17 protein-coding genes are annotated in these 15815 nt (G+C 65.1%); 8 read left to right on the forward strand and 9 right to left on the reverse strand.

The genetic code is table 11. From position 1 onward, the window contains the following. Positions 1 to 156 precede the first annotated feature (156 nt). Complete coding sequence (locus tag G5S42_RS04760) at positions 157 to 1101, forward strand: peptidoglycan DD-metalloendopeptidase family protein (RefSeq protein WP_176105756.1); 945 nt, start codon at positions 157 to 159, stop codon at positions 1099 to 1101. A gap of 251 nt (positions 1102 to 1352) precedes the next feature. On the opposite strand, the gene G5S42_RS04765 is transcribed toward G5S42_RS04760, so the two are convergent. Beyond that, positions 1353 to 1751: a hypothetical protein gene (locus G5S42_RS04765; RefSeq protein WP_176105757.1), complete on the reverse strand. Its 399-nt coding sequence runs from the start codon at positions 1749 to 1751 to the stop codon at positions 1353 to 1355. Between the two features lie 350 nt (positions 1752 to 2101). Between G5S42_RS04765 and G5S42_RS04770 the strand changes: the two genes are divergently transcribed. From G5S42_RS04770 to G5S42_RS04780, 3 genes are read left to right on the forward strand one after another with little or no spacing between them, the layout of a single operon-like run. Beyond that, positions 2102 to 2557, forward strand: coding sequence for a (2Fe-2S)-binding protein (locus G5S42_RS04770; protein WP_176105758.1), 456 nt, complete (start codon positions 2102 to 2104; stop codon positions 2555 to 2557). 1 nt (position 2558) lies between these two features. Continuing rightward, on the forward strand, positions 2559 to 4811 hold the full coding sequence (locus G5S42_RS04775) for a xanthine dehydrogenase family protein molybdopterin-binding subunit (RefSeq protein WP_176105759.1): 2253 nt from the start codon (positions 2559 to 2561) through the stop codon (positions 4809 to 4811). A 17-nt stretch (positions 4812 to 4828) separates the two neighbouring features. Further along, the gene (locus G5S42_RS04780; protein ID WP_176105760.1) at positions 4829 to 6133 is read left to right on the forward strand and encodes a c-type cytochrome; all 1305 of its coding nucleotides are present in this window, start codon (positions 4829 to 4831) and stop codon (positions 6131 to 6133) included. Positions 6134 to 6219: 86 nt separating this feature from the next. Here the strand turns inward: G5S42_RS04780 and G5S42_RS04785 are convergent, their stop codons facing one another. Next, positions 6220 to 6924 (reverse strand): SDR family oxidoreductase, encoded by a 705-nt coding sequence (locus G5S42_RS04785; protein WP_176105761.1) that lies wholly within the window; start codon positions 6922 to 6924, stop codon positions 6220 to 6222. A 399-nt stretch (positions 6925 to 7323) separates the two neighbouring features. On the opposite strand from G5S42_RS04785, the gene G5S42_RS04790 reads away from it, so the two are divergent. The 4 genes from G5S42_RS04790 (at position 7324) to G5S42_RS04805 (ending at position 9383) form a co-directional block, all read left to right on the forward strand. Then, positions 7324 to 7770, forward strand: coding sequence for an Ohr family peroxiredoxin (locus G5S42_RS04790; RefSeq protein WP_176105762.1), 447 nt, complete (start codon positions 7324 to 7326; stop codon positions 7768 to 7770). Between the two features lie 108 nt (positions 7771 to 7878). Beyond that, entirely contained in the window at positions 7879 to 8325 is a 447-nt protein-coding gene (locus tag G5S42_RS04795; RefSeq protein ID WP_176105763.1) for an Ohr family peroxiredoxin, read from the forward strand. A gap of 69 nt (positions 8326 to 8394) precedes the next feature. Then, positions 8395 to 8667, forward strand: coding sequence for a hypothetical protein (locus G5S42_RS04800; RefSeq protein ID WP_176105764.1), 273 nt, complete (start codon positions 8395 to 8397; stop codon positions 8665 to 8667). Between the two features lie 257 nt (positions 8668 to 8924). Then, on the forward strand, positions 8925 to 9383 hold the full coding sequence (locus G5S42_RS04805; protein WP_176105765.1) for a MarR family winged helix-turn-helix transcriptional regulator: 459 nt from the start codon (positions 8925 to 8927) through the stop codon (positions 9381 to 9383). A 41-nt stretch (positions 9384 to 9424) separates the two neighbouring features. Here the strand turns inward: G5S42_RS04805 and G5S42_RS04810 are convergent, their stop codons facing one another. The 7 genes from G5S42_RS04810 to G5S42_RS04840 all read right to left on the reverse strand — a co-directional run bounded on the left by G5S42_RS04810 (position 9425) and on the right by G5S42_RS04840 (position 15815). After that, entirely contained in the window at positions 9425 to 10015 is a 591-nt protein-coding gene (locus G5S42_RS04810) for a winged helix-turn-helix transcriptional regulator (RefSeq protein ID WP_176105766.1), read from the reverse strand. A 463-nt stretch (positions 10016 to 10478) separates the two neighbouring features. Next, a complete protein-coding gene (locus G5S42_RS04815; RefSeq protein ID WP_152854273.1) occupies positions 10479 to 11135 on the reverse strand; it encodes an amino acid ABC transporter permease in 657 nt (218 codons plus the stop codon). A gap of 2 nt (positions 11136 to 11137) precedes the next feature. Continuing rightward, on the reverse strand, positions 11138 to 11905 hold the full coding sequence (locus G5S42_RS04820; RefSeq protein WP_176105767.1) for an amino acid ABC transporter permease: 768 nt from the start codon (positions 11903 to 11905) through the stop codon (positions 11138 to 11140). A gap of 62 nt (positions 11906 to 11967) precedes the next feature. After that, complete coding sequence (locus G5S42_RS04825; protein ID WP_176110348.1) at positions 11968 to 12780, reverse strand: transporter substrate-binding domain-containing protein; 813 nt, start codon at positions 12778 to 12780, stop codon at positions 11968 to 11970. 62 nt (positions 12781 to 12842) lie between these two features. After that, positions 12843 to 13937: an ABC transporter ATP-binding protein gene (locus G5S42_RS04830; protein ID WP_176105768.1), complete on the reverse strand. Its 1095-nt coding sequence runs from the start codon at positions 13935 to 13937 to the stop codon at positions 12843 to 12845. Positions 13938 to 13962: 25 nt separating this feature from the next. Further along, on the reverse strand, positions 13963 to 14835 hold the full coding sequence (locus G5S42_RS04835; protein WP_176105769.1) for an ABC transporter permease: 873 nt from the start codon (positions 14833 to 14835) through the stop codon (positions 13963 to 13965). Continuing rightward, the gene (locus tag G5S42_RS04840; RefSeq protein WP_176110350.1) at positions 14832 to 15815 is read right to left on the reverse strand and encodes an ABC transporter permease; all 984 of its coding nucleotides are present in this window, start codon (positions 15813 to 15815) and stop codon (positions 14832 to 14834) included. The genes G5S42_RS04835 and G5S42_RS04840 overlap by 4 nt, the downstream gene beginning before the upstream one ends.

Consider the following 15815-nt stretch of genomic DNA (forward strand, 5'->3'; position numbering starts at 1 on the left):
CCGCCAGAAATTTGATCGGCAAGCAGGCACGGAGTGAGCGCCCTTCGAGGCAGCTTCGCCATGTCGTCGGGAAGGCCGCGCGTCCGAAGATCGCGCGCCTTGTCAGCGGCAGCGGCGTATCCGGCTTGCGCATCTATACAGCAGGAGTCGGACAGAATGAGAAAGCGTTTCGACAGAACGATCCTGGCCGGTCTCGCCGGCGCATGGGTCGCGCTGGCCGTCAGCGGTTGCGCGAACGTCGGGCAGCCGAATGCGCAGAACGATGTGGCAAACAGCACCAGCGCAGCGTCCGGCGTGCCGGCGGCGAATGCGACGGGGACAGGGTCTGGCGATGCGGCGGCAGCCGCGCCGCTGTCGATCGATGCCAGCGATAACGTGCCGCTGAAAAAGTCGCCGCCGCTCGTGTATCGGGTCAGGCGCGGCGACACGCTCGCGCGGGTCGCGCAGCGTCACCACATCAGCGTCAAGCAGTTGCAGGCATGGAACGGGCTGAAGGCGTCGGCGCGGCTGAAGCCGGGGCAGGTGCTGCACGTTGCGTCGCCGGAGACGGTGCGCGCGGTGAAGGCGGCCAATGCGGCGGCCGCCGCGAAGGCGGCGGGGTCCGCGGCGCCCAGTGCTTCACAAGCGACAGCGCCAACGTCGGCACAAGCTTCGACGCAGTCCGCAGCACCCGCTCCGGATGCCGCGGAAGTCCGCCAGGTCACGCAGGAAACCCGCCGGCATGCGAGCAGCGTGACGCTCGCGTGGCCTGCCGCGGGCAGCGTCGTCGAAGCGTTTCAGCCGGGCGAAACACGCGGCATCGAGATCGGCGGCAAAGCGGGCGATCCGGTGCGAGCCGCCGCCGACGGCAAGGTGATGTACGCGGGCACCGGACTGAACAGCTACGGCAGTCTGATCATCGTCGAACACAACAAGGATTTTCTGACCGCGTATTCGCACAACCGCAAGCTGCTGGTCAAGATGGGCGACATCGTCCGCAAGGGGCAGCAGATCGCGGAGATGGGCGACGAGAACAACTCGCGTGTGTCGGTCGGGTTCGAAGTGCGGCACGACGGTAAGCCGGTCGATCCGCTGCGTTACCTGCCGCAGGGGCGCAGTTGAGCTTTGGCGTTCCCGCAAAAGCTCACCTTGAATTTATTCAGCTAACCCAGGTAATCTGGTCGGCCGCGCCTTCCAGGCGGTCGATAAATCGTTGCCAAAGTACCTTCACGTCAGAGCATTTCGCTCAATTTACGCAAAAGTACCGGCCATCGACGATGCCACACCGACGTGCCGCCGCTTATCAACGGTGAGGAAATGCAGGAGCCGGCAAGCAGCGCACGCGCCGTCGCCGTGCTCCGCGCGAATCGCCGTTAGCTCGTTTGCACGGCGCGCAGCAAACGCGATACCTCGCCGTGGTAATGCAGGATCGCCGGATCGGCCTGCAACAGCGGCAGATAACGCGGCAGGAAGTGGTTGTTCGGTTGCTCGGGCGAGAACAGTCCGATCACGGCCTCGGCCGTCGCGAGACGGTCGCCGGCCTCGGCCTCCGCGTCGTCGAGAGTCTCATCGACGCTCGCGATCACCGTTGAAAGCGGTGTCAGCCAGCGAAACCCCGAACCGTTGATCAGCACCTGCAGGAATGCCGCCGGCGTCACCGGGCCGAACTCCTTTTCGTATACGGCGCGTTCGTGATCGAGAATCGCCTTGTGCAGCGCAAGCAATGGTCGGCGAACATCCGTGAGGAATTGAATGCATTGCGGGTCGTTCATCGGCGGCTCCAGCGGCTGAGGTGACACGACGGAATCGCGCGTCGCAACACCACTCAATGCGATGCAGCGGGTCGCGAGACGGATCGATCCATCGATGGTAACGCATCGCCCCAGCCGGCACATGCGATCCACCCCGCATAGCATGCGATGTGCCGCCTGGCACCGCCAAAGCGTAGTTCTTTCGACACGACTACAATCGGCCGGTTTTCTGTCGACACCCGCTCGATCACAGGCCGCTTTTCATCGCGGATTAGCGCGACATGCCGAACAAAACGGCGCATGTTCGCGCTCTGGTGCGGTGTCGCGATCTAAACCGCGTGACCACGACAACATCCCCACCGGAGCCGCTCATGACAACGCTCAATATCAACGGCGAAACGCATACCGTCGATGCCCCGCCCGACATGCCCCTGCTGTGGGTGCTGCGCGATCTCGTCGGGCTGACCGGCACCAAGTTCGGCTGCGGCATCGCGCAATGCGGCGCGTGCACCGTGCATCTCGATGGCGTCGCGGTGCGTTCGTGCGTGTTCCCGGCGGCGGCGGTCGGCGACCGCAAGGTCGTCACGATCGAAGCGGTCGGCGCCACGCCCACGGGCCAGAAAGTGCAGCAGGCCTGGCGTGAACTCGACGTGGTGCAGTGCGGCTACTGTCAGTCCGGGCAGGTGATGTCGGCGGCGTCGCTGCTCGCGCGCAATCCCAATCCGAGCGACGCCGACATCGACGCCGCGATGGCGGGCAACATCTGCCGCTGCGGCACCTATCACCGCGTGCGCGCGGCGATCAAGCAAGCTGCGAAGGGGGCCTGACATGTCCCAGGGATTGCTCGATGCGCAGAATGGCGCGCAGCCGACCGACACCAACACGCGGCATGCACACGGCATCTCGCGGCGCACGTTCCTCAAATTCGGCGCGACGGTCGGCGCGGCGGCTGGCGGCGGTCTGCTGCTCGGCTTCAGCATGCCGGCCGCGAGCCAGGATCAGAAGTCGGGCAAGAGCGTGATCGGCGGCGATGCGAACGAGGCGCCGCAAAGCGGCGTGTTCGCGCCGAACGCGTTCATCCAGATCGACACCGCCGGCAAGGTCTCGCTCGTGATACCGAAGGTCGAGATGGGTCAGGGCGTCTATACGTCGATTCCGATGCTGATCGCCGAAGAACTCGAAGTCCCACTCGACTCGGTCACCCTCGATCACGCGCCGCCCAACGAAAAGCTCTTCATGGACCCGCTGCTCGGCGGGCAGTTGACCGGCGGCTCGACGTCGATCCGCTTCGCGTGGGAGCCGATGCGCCGCGCCGGCGCGACTGCGCGCGCGATGCTGATCAACGCGGCCGCGCAGCAGTGGCAGGTCGATCCGGCCAGTTGCCATGCGCAAGGCGGGCAGGTGATCCACGCGGCCAGCAATCGCAGCGCGAGCTATGGTCAGCTCGCGCAGGCGGCGTCGGCGCTTCCCGCGCCGCAGAACGTGGCGTTGAAAGACCCGAAGGATTTCAAGCTGATCGGCACGCCGGCGAAGCGTCTCGATTCGCCGGAGAAAGTCGACGGCACCGCGCAGTTCGGCCTCGACGTGCGCTTGCCCGGCATGGTCTACGCGGCGATCGCGAACTGCCCGGTGTTCGGCGGCACGCTCGCGAGCGTCGACGCTGCGCATGCGAAGCAGATTCCCGGCATGCGCGAAGTCATCAAGCTCGACAACGCGGTCGCGGTGATCGGTGACCATACCTGGGCCGCGAAGCGCGGTTTGCAGGCGCTCGATATCAAGTGGAACGAAGGCGCGGGCGCACAGGTCTCGATGAAGCGCATCGTCGACGATCTCGCGGCGGCCTCGCAACACGGCGGCGCGGTGGCACGCAAGGACGGCGACGTCGGCCGCGCGTTCGGCGATGCGAAGTCGCGAGTCGACGCGGTCTACCAGCAGCCGTTCCTCGCGCACGCGACGATGGAGCCGGTCAACGCCACGGTCCACGTGCGCGGCGACGCGTGCGAAATCTGGCTCGGCTCGCAGGTGCCGACGCGCGTCGTCGATGCGGCGGCCGCGGTCACGGGCTTGCCTGCCGACAAGATCATCGTGCACAACCATCTGCTAGGCGGCGGCTTCGGGCGGCGGCTCGAAACCGACATGGTCACGCAGGCCGTGAAGGTGGGCAAGCAGGTGTCGACGCCGGTCAAGGTGCTGTGGACGCGCGAGGAAGACATCCAGCACGACATGTACCGGCCGTACTACTACGACACGATCTCGGCCGGGCTGGACGCGGATGGCAAACCGATCGCGTGGCAGCATCGCATTGCCGGTTCGTCGATCATGGCGCGCTTTGCGCCACCCGCGTTCAAGAACGGGCTCGACCCCGACGCGGTGGAAGTCGCCGCCGATCTGCCGTACGACCTGCCGAACCAGCTGGTCGACTACGTGCGCGTGGAACCGCACGCGGTGCCCACCGCGTTCTGGCGCGGCGTCGGGCCGACGCGCGGCACGTTCGTCGTCGAGAGCTTCATCGACGAGCTCGCCGCGCACGCGAAGATCGATCCGGTGCAGTACCGGCGCAATCTGCTCGGCAAATCGCCGCGCGCGCTGAACGTGCTGAACGTGGCCGCGCAGGCCGGCAACTGGGGCAGCGCGCTGCCGAAGGGGCAAGGGCGCGGCATCTCGGTGATGCACGCGTTCGGCAGCTTCTTCGCGATCGTCGTCGAGGTCGCGGTCGAGCAGGGCGAGGTGACGGTCAAGCGCGTGAACTGCGCGGTCGATTGCGGGATGTACGTGAATCCGAACACGATCGAGGCGCAGGTGCAGGGCGGCATCATCTTCGGCATCACGGCGGCGCTGTACAGCGAGATCACGATCAAGGACGGCCGCGTCGAGCAGAACAACTTCACCGACTACCGGATTTTGCGCATCAACGAGACGCCGCCGATCGACGTGCATCTCGTGAAGAGCGGCGAGGCGCCCGGCGGCATCGGCGAACCCGGCACCGCGGCGCTCGCGCCCGCGCTGACCAATGCGATCTATGCGGCCACCGGCACGCGGCTGCGGCAGTTGCCGGTTGGCCGTCAACTGCACAGCGCGTAACGCGCAAGGAGCCCGACATGAAAAACATGCTGAAGGGTCTTGGCGCGGCGCTGTGCGTCGCCTTGCCGTTGCTCGCGCAAGCGCCTGCTGATGCCGCGACTCCGGCGGGTGCCGGCGCAGCCGATCAAGCGCTCGTGCAACGCGGCGCCTATCTCGCTCAACTCGGCGATTGCGCGGCTTGCCACACCGCGCCGAAAGGCAAGCCGTTCGCTGGCGGTCTGCCGATGAACACGCCGATGGGCCGCATCTACGTGACCAACATCACGCCCGATGCGCAGACCGGCATCGGCGGCTACACGGAAGCGGACTTCGCGCGAGCGCTGCGCGAGGGGGTCGCGAAAGACGGGCACAACCTGTATCCGGCGATGCCGTACCCGTCCTACGCGAAGGTCAACGATGACGACGTGAAGGCGCTGTACGCGTTCTTCATGCACGGCGTCGCACCGGTGCAGCAGGCGAATCGCGAGTCCGACATCAAGTGGCCGCTGAACATGCGCTGGCCGCTGATGTTCTGGAACATGGCGTTTTTGCAGAAGGGCGCGTATCGCGACAAGCCGGGCAAGGACGTCGCGTGGAATCGGGGCGCGTATCTGGTGCAAGGGCTCGGACATTGCGGGTCGTGTCACACGCCGCGCGGCGTTGCGTTCCAGGAAAGCGCGCTCGACGAAAGCGGCAGCGCGTTCCTGAGCGGCGCGCTGCTCGACGGCTGGTTCGCGTCGAACCTGACCGGCGAGCACAACAGCGGGCTCGGCCGCTGGAGCGACGAGGATCTGCGCACGTTCCTGAAGACCGGCGCGAATCGCCATGCGTCGGCGTTCGGCGCGATGACGAGCGTGATCAACAACAGCACGCAAGCGCTGAGCGATCAGGACGTCGCGGCGGTGTCGGCGTATCTGAAGTCGTTGCCGCCGGTCGGCGGCAACGGCGCGGCGGCCTATACGTACGATCCGCAGGCGACGAAAGTGTCGCTCGATCGCCCCGCGAACGATGCCGGCGCGCGCGTCTATACCGCGTATTGCATGCATTGCCACGGTGTCGACGGACGCGGCTTCGCGCCGATGCTCGCGCCGCTTGCCGGCAATCCGAACGTGCTCGCGAAGGACGCATCGTCGCTGATCAACGTGACGCTGAACGGCACCGGCGATCTCGTGATCAACGGCGTGCCGTCGCCGTTCCCGATGCCCGGCTTCGCGGCGGTGCTCGACGATAAGCAGATCGCCGACGTGCTGAGCTTCGTGCGCGCGGGCTGGAACAACGGCGCGCCGGCGGTTGGGGCGGCGGAGGTGGCGAAGTTGCGGCAATCGACGCAGGCGGGGCGGTGATCGAGAGGTGAGTGCTGCGGAACGCAAAAGCGGCAACCCATGCGGCGCGGGGTTGCCGCTTTTTGGGCAAGAGCGCTTCCGCGCGATCAGCGTGGCGTCGAGTCGTTCAGATAGATGCCTACCGACAGTCCAGCCTTCACCTGCCGCGTGAATTCGTCGGTGGACACTTCCTCCGAGCCTGCCTCGATAGCCTCATACGCCTGGCGCACGACGTCGGCCGGCGTTGCCTTCGGAACTTCCAGGTCGCGCACCAGATCCGTATCGATAAAGCCAGCATGCAGCCCGATGACCTGCGTGCGTTGCTCGCGCAGCGATTGGCGCAGGCCGTTGGTCAGAGCCCACGCGGCCGACTTCGAAACGCCGTAGGCAGACAGAATCGGCCGGTTCACCCAGCTCGCGACCGACAGCACGTTCAGGATCGCGCCGCCGCCGTTCACGGCGAGGTTCCCCGCGAACGCACGTGACATCGCCAACATGCCAAAGACATTGGTTTCGAAGTGATCGCGCAACGCGTCGAGCGCGCCGTCGTCCGTCAGGCTGCCGAGTCGCGCGATGCCCGCGTTGTTGATGAGCAGCGTGACGTCGCGAGCCGCATCGGCAGCCGCGGCCACGGCCGCCGGATCGGTCACGTCGAGCTTGACGGGGACGACTCCAGGCAAGGTCACGCTGGCTGGATCGCGGGCGCCCGCATAGACCTTCCGCGCCCCTCGTTGGAGCGCCTGTTTCGCGAACTCGAGGCCAAGCCCGCGGTTCGCGCCCGTCACGAAAACGACAGCATCTTCGATCTTCATAGTCCTTCCTTTCACGTGGTGAGTCACATGCACGCCAGCTCGCGGTACGCGTGAGATGTGGTGGAAACGAGGCTGCATTCGCTAACCGAGCCGTTGCGCCGCGCCTTTCCCGCGCAGCAGCCAATCGCGTCGCGCAGCCAGCGCCGGATGGCTTATGTCGGACGATTCGTGAGCTCTCACGCGTCGCATATGACAATGGGCGCAGCATATAACTATGATATTCATACCGTCAAGTGCGGCGAGGCTCTGGGTGAACATTCGTTTTCGCTATTGATTGATCGCATGCGATTAAATCTTTTGCGATTGACAACGGGCGCGTCTTTGTCCATTATTCGACGCAAGCGATTACATCGCATACGATCTAAGCCGCTTAACCCCTTATTCACACAGGAACCCATCATGACCCGGATCGATCAAGTCCTCTTTTCAGGCAACTCCCACGCCACGGTCAATCACGACCCTGAGCTCCAGCGCGGTGAGCACGGCGTGCTCGACCTCAAGCTCTCGGCGCTCAACGGTGAAAGCCGCGATTTCATTGCCACCGAGCTGCACCCGCGAGCCGAGCAGATGTTTGCCGGGGCATGGTCAGCCTGTTACATCAGCGCCTTCGAAATTGCGGCCTCGCTGAGGAAGGTCACGCTGCCGTCGGACTATTCGGTGGACATCAAGGTCAGTATCGGCACGGTCGGCAACGGGTTCTGTCTCGGCGCGCAGTTCACCATCCGTGCGCCGGGTCTGGCAGCGGAAGTCGTCGAGGCGATCGCGAACCGCGCCCACCAGATCTGCCCGTACTCGAAGGCCGTGCACGGCAACATCGAGGTCAGCCTGAACGTCGTGACAGCGTGACTTATCTGTCGCACACGATTGAATCGCACGGGAATCAAATCGGCTTGACACCCGCTTGACACCCGCTTGATACCCCGTTTGTTACCACCATACACACAGGAATCCATCATGGAAAAGATCGAAAAAGTCCTCACTGCAGGCAACTCCCACGCCACGGTCAATCGCGACCCCGCTGCACAGCGCGGCGAGTACGGCGTCTATGACTTGAAGCTAACCGCGCCTGGCGTCGAGTCGCTCGACTATATCGGCACCGAACCGCACCCGCGAGCCGAGCAGCTGTTTGCCGGCGCCTGGTCGGCCTGCTACACCACCGTGTTCGGCATGGCGGCCCAACTGAACAAGGTCACGCTGCCGCCCGACTATTCCGTGGACATCCGGGTGAACATCGGGCAGACCGGGGCCGCGTGGTTCCTCGGCGCCGAGTTCGACATCCGCGTGCCCGGTGTGGACAAGGAAGTCGTCGAGAAAATTGCGCACCTGGCTCATCAGATCTGCCCGTACTCGAAGTCGGTGCGCGGCAACATCGAGGTCAGCACCAACATCGTCACGGCGTAATCCGTCAGGGCACGTGTCTCGGCCCGGGGCAGGTGCCCTTTACTGAACATCTTTGAGGGAATTCCCATCATGAAGACCAAGCTCATCGTTGCACTGCTCGTCGCAGTTTCCGCGTCCGTCACCGCACCCGCGTTCGCCAGCGGCTATGGACCGGCCCCGTTCTACAAGCCTTCGGTTGGTGCACCGGCATCGCAAAGCGGTCAGAGCCTGCGAACCGTCGCCGCCGAGCGCGGCGACGAAGCTACCCCTGAAAAGGCGTACGGCGGAGCGGTTTCGGGACAGTCGCAATCGGGCGGCCATGTCGCCGTGAGGTCGAGTGACAAACTCTTCGCACACCACTAGGTCGTCGATCCCACCGTCGCTCGGCCGCCGCGCATCCTCGTTGCTGCTGCGCGCCGGTCACGGCAATCGGACGGTCGATGATTTAGCCACTGAGAAAGAAGCAGCGTTCAGAGCGGTTCTACGATGCCGTACTGGGCGCTCTTCGCCGACGGTGGGTTGTCGCCTTCGGGCAGCGATGCGCCATATGTTGTAGCGCGATATAATCGTATGCGATATATATCTTGCGAAACGTCAGGCTCCAGCCAAGGAGGGTACACATGAAACCCAAGGATCAACTGGCACCCGAAAATCTGATGCTTTCCGATTACCTGTGCTTTGCGGTCTACTCCGCGAACCTGGCTTTTGGCAAGGCATACAAGCCGATACTCGAGGAACTTGGGCTTACCTACCCGCAATACATCGCGATCATTGCGTTGTGGGAGGAGGACCACCAGACCGTCAGCGGTCTTGGCGCCAAGCTGTTTCTCGAGTCCAACACGCTTACGCCAATGCTGAAGAAGCTCGAGGCGATGGGCTATCTGGAAAGACAACGCGATCCGGGCGACGAGCGCCAGGTGCGGATCAGTCTCACGAAGAGCGGCCGGCGGCTACGCGAAAAAGCCCTGAAGATGAACCCCGTCGAGACGGGCCTTGCGTCCGACGAGTTCGCGAAAATTCAGGCATCGGTCGTGACGTTGCGGAACAATCTCATCAAGTCAGTCCAGAACGACGAATGAACGCGTAACGGTCGCATAGCAGGGGCGCCTATGTCAGACATTCAACGGACTTTTTGGCGCTTCACGGGGGACTTCACGGTCGATCGGACCTCGCGGGGACCTGTTTTAGACGAGCGAGTGCGCTCAGCCGCAGGCTTGCCGGTCTTCGCTGCATCCTGTCGCGTCGCGCGCTCCTGCGCGTAGGAAGGGCTTAGTTCAGTCTTCAGATCTTCGCGCCGCAATGGTTCACCGCAGGCCTGGCAAACCGTGCCAATGCCGGCATCGTTGCCGCAGGTGACGTGCGTGAAGCGTACTGCGACATCCTCGCCCTGCGGTTTGTGCCACTTCTCGCCCCATTCGCGAAGCGCCAGCATGACAGGGTAAAACGCTCGGCCCATCTCGGTGAGTTCGTATTCGTAACGAGGGGGCGTTGTCATGTAGCGCTTGCGCTCGATCATGCCGTCCGCTTCGAGCCGTTTGAGCCGGGACGAGAGCATCTGCGGCGTCGCTTGCGACTGCGCCACCAGACTGTCGAACCTTCGATTACCCATAAACAGTTCGCGCAGGATCAGAACAGCCCAGCGGTCACCGATGACAGCCTGAGACAGCGCGATTGGGCACAGCGTATCGCCCTTGTCGGGCAAGGCACTCATTCAAACCTCCATCGAAATCGCTGCGATCGTAAGTATGATAATCATAGCAATATTGGCAGGGGTTTGCGGCTCAACGCACTCGTGAGGCGTGAGGAGCCGGTGACTCGCTGATCCATTCCGCGGCAGTGCGTCCGGGAATCTTTGCGGTCAGCTCGGCGCCGCAAAAGCACAGATCAATCGGGTCGGAACGCCCACGGCCGCCGAACTACAGTCGAGCATCGACATGTTCTTTCCGGCTCTCGCCTCGCCAAGTGGGCAGGCGCGTCGGGCCAAGCTCCGTAGCCTCGCCTACGGCGTGCCGAGCGACTTTGAACTGAATTTCGGCAAGTACATGCCCACGCTAGGGCCGGCGGGCGACGATCACACGGTCCCGCCGCTTGACGGCGCGCCAAAGGGCTGAGCCCCGTCGTGCAATCCGTACGGCGCACGCCGGCGCGGCGCGCCGCGCATAGCCTCCCATCACTCAGCGATGCTGCCCGACCTTCTGCCGCTTCTCCAGCACGCGCGCATACCAGGTCAGCGGAAAACACATCGCGAAGTAGATCATCGCGACCATGCCGTAAATCGGAAACGGCCGGAACGCGGCATTCGTGATCATCGTGCCGGTCTTCGTCAGTTCGATGAAGCCGATGATCGACGCAAGCGCGGTGCTCTTCACCACCTGCACGAGAAAACCGACGGTCGGCGCGACCGCGATCTTCAGTGCCTGCGGCCACACGATATAGCGCAACTGCTGGCCGAACGTCATGCCGAGGCTCGCGCCCGCCGCCCACTGACCGCGCGGCACCGCTTCGACGCAGCCGCGCCAGATGTCGACCAGATAAGCGCTCGTATAGAGCGTCAACGTGACGGCCGCGGCGGCCCACGGCGACACGTCGATGCCGATGAGCGGCAAGCCGAAGAACGCGAGAAAGAGCTGCATCAAGAGCGGCGTGCCTTGAAACACCTCGACGTACAGCACGACGATGCGGCGCAGCCATGCGATCGGTGAGACGCGCATCGCGAGCAGCACGAGCCCGACGACCCCGCCGCCGACGAACGCGATCAGCGACAGCAGCACCGTCCAGCGCGCGGCGAGCAGCAGATTACGGGCGATATCCCACAGCGTGAATTCGACCATGATCAGCGCTCCGTCGGCAGGGTACGCGCGCCGCGCCACATCAGGCGGCCGCGCCAGTTGCGCGGCAAGCCGTCGTTGCCGCTGCTGCTGTTGTTGGCGCCACGCGCGGCGCGGCCCGCGAACAGCCCGCGGCCGAAGCGGTTCAACAACTGCCGCAACACGATCGACATCAGCAGATAGGTCGCCGTGATGATCACGTAGCTCTCGAACGAACGGAAGTTGCGCGACTGGATGAAGTTCGCCGCATAGGTCAGGTCGGGCACCGAGATCTGCGACACGACGGCCGAGCCGAGCATCACGATCAGCACCTGGCCGAGCAGCGCGGGAAACACGTTGGCGAGCGCCTGCGGCAGCACGACGTAGCGGAACACCTGGCGTCCATGCAGGCCGAGCGCCTCGGCGGCCTGCACCTGGCCGCGCGAAATCGAATCGATGCCGGCGCGCACGATCTCGGTTGCGTACGCGCCGAGATTGACGCTCATCGCCAGAATCGCGGCCTGGATCTCGTCGATATGAATGCCAAGGCTCGGCAGGCCGAAGAACACGAAGAACAGCTGCACGAGAAACGGCGTGTTGCGGATCAGCTCGACGTAGCTCGCGACCAGCCAGCGCGCCCACTTCGGCCCGGCCGCCGCGATGCTCGCGCCGGCAATCCCGACGAGCCCGCCCGCCAGGGTCGAAACGGCCGTGAGACCGAGCGTCACGGCGGCGCCGCGCGCGAGCATCCCTGCATAGAGGCCGAAGCCGCTGAAATCGAATGCGTAAGTCATGGCCTCGTGCCCATCGTAGGATCAGTTTGCGGCGCGGACTTCACAGCACCGCGCCACGGGTTTCAGAGATCGGCTGGCAGCGGCGCGCGCAGCCACTTCTGCGAGATCGCGTTCATCGTGCCGTCCTTGCGGGCCTTGGCAATCGTTTCGTCGACCTTCGCCTTCAGGCGCGGCTCGTTCTTGTTCAGACCGACGTGATCGGGCGAGCTGAACAGCGCGAACTTCTGCTCCGGATCGTTTGCCGGATGCCGCGCGAGAATCGTCGCGCCGACGTCGTTGCCGACCACCATCAACTGTACCTGACCAGAAAGAAACGCCGAAATAGCGCCGTTCGGATCGTCGAAACGTTTGATGTTCGCCGACGGCGGCGCGATCTTAGTGACGCTCAGGTCTTCGAGCGTGCCGCGCGCGACCGAGATCGACTTGCCGCCGAGATCGGCGGCGTTCTTCACCGGCAGCGACTTCGGACCGAACACCGCGAGGTAGTACGGCGCGTACGGCTGCGAGAAGTCGATCACTTTTTCGCGTTCCGGCGTCTGGCCGACCGACAGCAGCATGTCGGCCTTGTGGTCGGCGAGGAAGGCCATGCGGTTGTCGCCGGTCACCGGTACCAGTTCGACCTTCGCGTTGAGCGCCTTGCCGATCAGATTGGCGACGTCGATGTCGTAGCCGACCGGCTTCATGTCCGCACCGATCGAGCCGAACGGCGGATAGTCTTCGAACACGCCGATGCGCACGGTGCCGGACTTCGCGATGTCGTCGAGCGCGTCGGCATGCGCGGCCGATGGCAGCGCGCCGAGCGCGGTGATTGCGAGCGTCGCGGCGAGGGTCGCGAACACGCGGCGGGTCGATTGGAGAGCGGGGCGCTGGTTCATCATCTGGTCCTCTGTCGTCATGCGGTTTTATCGAAGCGAAGCGTGTGGGATGGGTTCGGGTATCAGGCGGTGCGCGCTGCGATCAGCTTACAGGCGTGCGGCGGCAGCTCGGCGAGCACCGGCATGCCGAGCGCGAGCCCGGGTGTTTCGCGCGGCGTGGTCGCGGCGGTCAACGTGAAGCCCGCGCAATCGATCGTCGCTTCGAGCGAGGCGCCGACGTCGCGAATGAATGTGACGGTGCCGGGCAGCCGGTTCGCGTCCGGTGTCTCCGTGGCCGCCTTCACGCAGATGTCCTCGGGGCGGATCAACAGGCGGATCGCGTCGCCGCTCGCAACCGGCTGCCGCGCATCGGCGAGCGGCGCGCTGGGGCTCGGCGTCACCGCGATGCGCCGTCCGCCCGGCAGGCTCACGACGCCCGCGCCGTCGTACTGCACCGGCAGGATATTGCCGAGCCCGATGAAGTCGGCGACGAACTCGCTGACGGGATCGCGGTAGATGTCGAGGGGCTTGCCGACCTGCGCGATGCGGCCTTTCTCCATCACGACGATCTCGTCGGCCATCGTCATCGCTTCGCGCTGGTCGTGCGTGACCATGATCGTCGTGATGCCGAGGCGTTGCTGCAGCAGGCGGATTTCGACCTGCATCGCTTCGCGCAGCTTGGCGTCGAGCGCGGACAGCGGTTCGTCGAGCAGCAGCAGTTGAGGCTCCGAAGCAATCGCGCGCGCGATCGCGACGCGCTGACGCTGTCCGCCCGACAACTGCGTGACCGGCCGGTTCGCCATGTGCGGCAGCTGGATCAGTTCGAGCAGTTCGGCGACGCGGCGCGTTTGCTTCTCTCTTGCGACCTTGCGCAGCTTCAGCGGATACGCGACGTTCTGCGCGACCGTCATGTGCGGAAACAGCGCGAGCGACTGGAAAACCATGCCGAAGTCGCGCCGGTTGGCCGGCAGCCACGTGATGTCGCGGCCGGCGAAATGGATGCTGCCCGAGCTCGGTGTTTCGAGCCCGGCGATCATCCGCAGCAGCGTGGTCTTGCCGCAGCCGGACGGGCCGAGGAAGCAGACGAGCTTGCCGTCGGGCACGCTCAGGTCGACGTCGTCGACGGCATGCACGGCGCCGAAGCGCCGCGTGACGGCTTGCAAGGTCAGATGGGTCATCGCAGGCTCCAGCAAGGTGGCGGGTTCACAGCGCGACGCCTTCGTCGCCGATCAGCTTTTCGAGCAGCCAGATCAGTGCGAAGTCGATCGCGACGATGACCACCGCGAAACAGAACACGGTCGGATCGAGCGAGGACACCGTGCGGCTATAGAGCCACACCGGCAGCGTCATCGTGTCGATGCTGTACAGGAAAAACGTCACCGTGAACTCGTTGAACGACACGATGAACGCGAACAGCATGCCGGCGAGAATGCCGGGGCGCATCAGCGGCAGCACCACGTCGACGAGCGCGCGGCTGGGGTTCGCGCCCATCACGAGCGCGGCTTCCTCGAACTCGGGGCCGATCGATGCGACCGACGCCGCGCAGTTCTTCACCGTGAACGGCAGCGCCAGGATCACATGCGCGATGATCAGCCGGCCGACCCCAAGCTCGAGCGGTAACACGTTGAACACGAGCAGCAGCGACAGGCCGAGCATCACGAGCGGATAGACGAGCGGCAGTGCAACCAACTGCTCGACCACCGGTTTGCCGCGAAAGCGGTAGCGCGACAACGCGTACGCGGCGGGGACTGAGACGAGTGTCGCGATCAGCATCGTCGATAGCGCGACCACCAGGCTCGTGGTCAGCGCGGCGCCCATCGAGAGGGTATCGGTCGCGTCCGGCGACACGAAGCTGTGCCACGCCGCGCGATACCAGTGCAGGCTGTACGCGTGCGGCGGGAATTCGAGCGTGTCGGCCGCGCTGAACGACATCGCGATCATCGTCAGGATCGGCAGCGCGGCGAGAAACAGCACGACGCCGGCCACGAGCGCGGTTGCGCGGCGGAGCTGGCCGGGCATCGTATCGGGCAGGCGCGGGAAGCGCGGCAAGCGCGAAGCTGGCAGCGGCGTGCTCATGAGTTAGGCTCCCCGGTCAGACGTTGGGTGCGGCGCACGAGCCGTTGCGAGAGCGCCATCACGGCGAGCGTCGCGACCATCAGCACGACGCCCGAAGCGGAGGCCGCCGGCCAGTTCAACAGCGGCGCGACCTGATCGTGCACGAGCACCGCGAGCATCGGCACGCGCCGGCCGCCGAGCAGCAGCGGCACCGCGAACGCGCTCGCGTTATACGCGAACACCAGCAGCGCACCCGACACGAGGCCCGGCATCGCGAGCGGCAACAGCACGTGGCGCAGCGTTTGCCAACGCGTTGCGCCGAGCGTCGCGGCGGCTTCCTCGTACGAGATCGACACCGCACGCATCGCGCTGGACAGCGGCAGAACGGCGAGCGGAAACGCGGTCTGGATCAGCCCCAGCAGTACGCCATGCTCGCGATACAGCCACATGACCGGACGCTCGACGAGCCCGCTCGCGAGCAACGCGTGATTGAGCAGGCCCGCCGGGCCGAGGATCACCAGCCAGCCATAGCCTTGCAGCAGCAGATTGACCAGCAGCGGCAGCAGCACACCTGCGAGCAGCAGCCGGCGCGCGAGCCGCGAGGTCGTGCGCGCCATCGCGAGCGCAACCGGAATCGCGAGCACGACCGCGCACAGCATGCTCTGGAACGCGAGCCGCAGCGTCAGCCACAACGACCTCAGGAAGTAGCCGTCGAGCAGGTCCGCGTAGTTCTGCAGCGTGAAGCTGCGCCATTCGTTGCCTGACGTGCCGAAGCTCATGCGCAGCACGACCAGCGCGGCCGCGCCGAGGATCGCCAGAAACACCAGGATCGGCGCGAGCAGCAGCCACGGCCGGGCTTTCGCGAGCGTCGTTGCGCCGCCAGCGGGGGCGGTCAAGGCAGTCTCGACGATTACGGAAGCGCAAGCAGCGCCGCCGGGCGTCGGACCCGGCGCCGCTTCGTCCGGCATCATCGCGGCACGCCGCGGGAAGCGCGCGAGCAT

Origin of the sequence: Paraburkholderia youngii (assembly GCF_013366925.1) — a bacterium.
Taxonomy (GTDB): Bacteria; Pseudomonadota; Gammaproteobacteria; order Burkholderiales; family Burkholderiaceae; genus Paraburkholderia; species Paraburkholderia youngii.

Coding starts and splice junctions, on each gene's coding strand:
- G5S42_RS04825 (WP_176110348.1), bottom strand. CDS start 12,780: ATGAACCAGCGCCCCGCTCTCCAATCGACCCGCCGCGTGTTCGCGACC.
- G5S42_RS04780 (WP_176105760.1), top strand. CDS start 4,829: ATGAAAAACATGCTGAAGGGTCTTGGCGCGGCGCTGTGCGTCGCCTTG.
- G5S42_RS04785 (WP_176105761.1), bottom strand. CDS start 6,924: ATGAAGATCGAAGATGCTGTCGTTTTCGTGACGGGCGCGAACCGCGGG.
- G5S42_RS04830 (WP_176105768.1), bottom strand. CDS start 13,937: ATGACCCATCTGACCTTGCAAGCCGTCACGCGGCGCTTCGGCGCCGTG.
- G5S42_RS04790 (WP_176105762.1), top strand. CDS start 7,324: ATGACCCGGATCGATCAAGTCCTCTTTTCAGGCAACTCCCACGCCACG.
- G5S42_RS04765 (WP_176105757.1), bottom strand. CDS start 1,751: ATGAACGACCCGCAATGCATTCAATTCCTCACGGATGTTCGCCGACCA.
- G5S42_RS04835 (WP_176105769.1), bottom strand. CDS start 14,835: ATGAGCACGCCGCTGCCAGCTTCGCGCTTGCCGCGCTTCCCGCGCCTG.
- G5S42_RS04795 (WP_176105763.1), top strand. CDS start 7,879: ATGGAAAAGATCGAAAAAGTCCTCACTGCAGGCAACTCCCACGCCACG.
- G5S42_RS04820 (WP_176105767.1), bottom strand. CDS start 11,905: ATGACTTACGCATTCGATTTCAGCGGCTTCGGCCTCTATGCAGGGATG.
- G5S42_RS04815 (WP_152854273.1), bottom strand. CDS start 11,135: ATGGTCGAATTCACGCTGTGGGATATCGCCCGTAATCTGCTGCTCGCC.
- G5S42_RS04805 (WP_176105765.1), top strand. CDS start 8,925: ATGAAACCCAAGGATCAACTGGCACCCGAAAATCTGATGCTTTCCGAT.
- G5S42_RS04775 (WP_176105759.1), top strand. CDS start 2,559: ATGTCCCAGGGATTGCTCGATGCGCAGAATGGCGCGCAGCCGACCGAC.
- G5S42_RS04810 (WP_176105766.1), bottom strand. CDS start 10,015: ATGAGTGCCTTGCCCGACAAGGGCGATACGCTGTGCCCAATCGCGCTG.
- G5S42_RS04840 (WP_176110350.1), bottom strand. CDS start 15,815: ATGCTCGCGCGCTTCCCGCGGCGTGCCGCGATGATGCCGGACGAAGCG.
- G5S42_RS04760 (WP_176105756.1), top strand. CDS start 157: ATGAGAAAGCGTTTCGACAGAACGATCCTGGCCGGTCTCGCCGGCGCA.
- G5S42_RS04770 (WP_176105758.1), top strand. CDS start 2,102: ATGACAACGCTCAATATCAACGGCGAAACGCATACCGTCGATGCCCCG.
- G5S42_RS04800 (WP_176105764.1), top strand. CDS start 8,395: ATGAAGACCAAGCTCATCGTTGCACTGCTCGTCGCAGTTTCCGCGTCC.